Genomic DNA, 2,812 nt, shown 5'->3' on the forward strand with positions numbered 1-2,812 from the left:
AAATTGCACATATTTCTAAATTATTTTTATAGCTTATTCCATTTACAACTTGGTAATCAATATCTTGTATTAACATATTTTCTGACAAAGAAAACAACCTTGTTAGTTCAATGGTCCCTCCCATATTAATTCCCCTTCCTGTAAATTAAATATACATGTTTTTTTGTGATTATGTTTCCCTTCGTATTGTATCGTACTGTTGGGAAATTTTTCAACATTTCTATTTTAAAATATTTCATTAAACGATGGTCAGATAAAGTGAAATTCGCATCTTTGATAGACTTTTTTGTCTTTTTTCATTTTAGGTAAGATTCATAGTTATAGAAGGGTTCATTGTGAGAGGGACAATGGATTAACTCTTGCATCAACCTAGGCATATATGATAGTAGATTCTAACGAAATCGTATTTTATGCTGTAAGTTTAAGTATTCAGTTGATAAACCCTTTTTGAATTTTGACAGTCTGATTTTGTGAATCAATTTTTCCTTTTTATTAAACGCATACCATTGGGTAAACTATCTGCACCCTCCTTTCAACTCTTCCATCACATTGCCACAGGATAGAAAAATTTTTTATCTACTGTTATCACATGAAGTTTAGGAATATATGAAAAAGCAATTGTTTGCCTTTTTAGTTTTTGATTTACTAGGAAAAAAATACACTCATTTAAAATACCAGTTTAGATACCGGGACACCTACTCCTAAATAAGTAAAAATTTAATACTATATAGTGAACAAACTATTATTTTGAATATTTTTCAAATATCATTTATTATTAATATATTAATAATAAATATTATAGGAAGTGTATAATTTGATACTATGGGATTTTTATGAACTAGAGAAATTAGGTAGAAATAAAAAGCGCTTTCTGACTCATTTAGGAGTTTTTATGAATGAACATACTGTAGAAGAAACATTAGATGTAGTAAGGCTTTCGGGGATATGTTTTAATCCATACCATTCAAAAAAAAATGATACTTATAAAGAAATAATTTCATTAATTGAAGAACATTACCCTAGTTGTAAAGAATATATTGATGATTTTGTTACAACAATAAATTCATTGAATAGCATTTTCCAAGATTTCAGGGATTTAAGAGAAGCAAAGGAATTAAATAAGATTCCTCAAAGTAAAAGAGTGCTTTCTTTTATTGTAGCCTTAGAAATTTGGATGGGATCATTAACAGAATATAACAATGGGCATTCATTACAGGAAATAAAAAAGTCTTATCCTTTCGTTATCAGCTTATTCAATCCAATTAAAGCTGAAGTATTGCCTGTTGGAGACGCTATAAATCAGGCTAGAGGAATTGCAGACAGCGTTGCAGAGAATGCAGGTAGTATATTGAAATATCTACAGTATGAAAACGGTACTCTAGAGAAATTAGAACATGTAAGCATGAACGACATTCGAGCTGCTAGAGATCATATTGAACTTTATGATATATTTTCATCATTAATTAATTTGGAACAAAAATGGAGATTTAGTAATACTACCGTAACCGAAGATAATAACAATTTTAATGTTAAACTCAATAACGAGGGGTTTTTAAGAGCTCAGGAAGCCTCGAAAATTCGATTTATAAGCCAGAGAAGTAAATGGTATTCTGACTTCTTAAGTTCAGAGGTGACTGCTTCAATTAATACCGAAGCAGTAGAATTAGCTCCAAATCAATATTTATGCGAAGAAGAGATATTCTATTCTATTGCTATAGGAGAATTCTTACTTACCCACGATTTGAATATTAAATGTTTAAATGTATCTCTTGCTGAATGGATTCGTGCATATACAATTATTATATTGGAGTCAAAAAAGGAACTGGAAAATAGATTTAATAATGGATATGTGCGCCCGATTTCCTTGAAAAATTGGACGATTTTTCAAGAAAGGAAATATTGGAAAAAATTATTTGTCAAAAGAGGAATTTCTAAAACTAGCTCTGATATTATAATTGATGAACTTATATTTGATAATGATGCGAAGGATCTTTTAGATTGCCCATTTATTCAATTTAATGGGGCTTTAATTCTTATCCCTTCAATTGCTGCAAGTATTGATCCTTCAATGTCTCTCATATCATTGTTAGTTAATAACAACATAGATATTTCTTTTAAAGGAACTGGTTTGGAAAATGATGTTTTAAAAGCATTAAATACGAATGGTATATTAGCTAAAAGATTAAAACAAAGTCATAGGGGAGAGACTTTTGAGTGTGATGCAGCGTTTAAACTCAATAATGACCTATTTTTTGTGGAGATAAAAGCGTTTGGTCAACCTTCTACATATAGAGAGTACTACAATCTATTATTAAAGCTCTATGCTCATCAACCAAAAATTAAAGAGACAAGTAATGAAAGAAGTACAACTGAACAGTTAGAAAGAATTGCTGATTTTTATATAAAGAATATGGAAATTGTATGTAAGGAGTTGGATTTACCAAAAGATTGGAAGCCAGAACGAATTCATAAAATAATTTTAACTACAGCTATGCTAGGAGAACCTCTATTTGTTAATAACACTTACATAATTGATCATTCTGTCTTTATCCGTTTTCTAAATCGCATACCACCAGGTATTTCTTTTAACAATAAGCTTTACATTTATAGAATGCCCGATTTTGAGGGTGATATTACATCAGAAAAATTATTAAATATACTTCGTAATCCACCACAGGTAAGGTTAGGAAATAAGAGAATAAAAATAGAAAAAAGGAAAATATCATTAAAAAATAAAACTTTAGATTACCCCTATCTTAATGACGTATTAGGCGATTTTATAAAAGTAGATGACGAAACGCTTAAGAAAATT

At 29.4% G+C, this 2,812-nt stretch carries 1 protein-coding gene and 1 pseudogene; one reads left to right on the forward strand and one right to left on the reverse strand.

What is annotated here, in order from left to right; all coding sequences use genetic code 11:
* Nucleotides 1-124: pseudogene (locus tag V7038_RS29560) on the reverse strand (DUF6037 family protein); the annotation flags it as partial.
* Nucleotides 125-814: 690 nt separating this feature from the next.
* On the opposite strand from V7038_RS29560, the gene V7038_RS17570 reads away from it, so the two are divergent.
* Nucleotides 815-2,812, forward strand: a 1,998-nt coding sequence (locus V7038_RS17570) for a hypothetical protein (RefSeq protein WP_335471122.1), incomplete at its 3' end; no start/stop codon positions are given.

This window comes from Bacillus sp. JJ783, assembly GCF_036963225.1.
GTDB lineage: Bacteria > Bacillota > Bacilli > Bacillales > Bacillaceae_G > Bacillus_A > Bacillus_A cereus_U.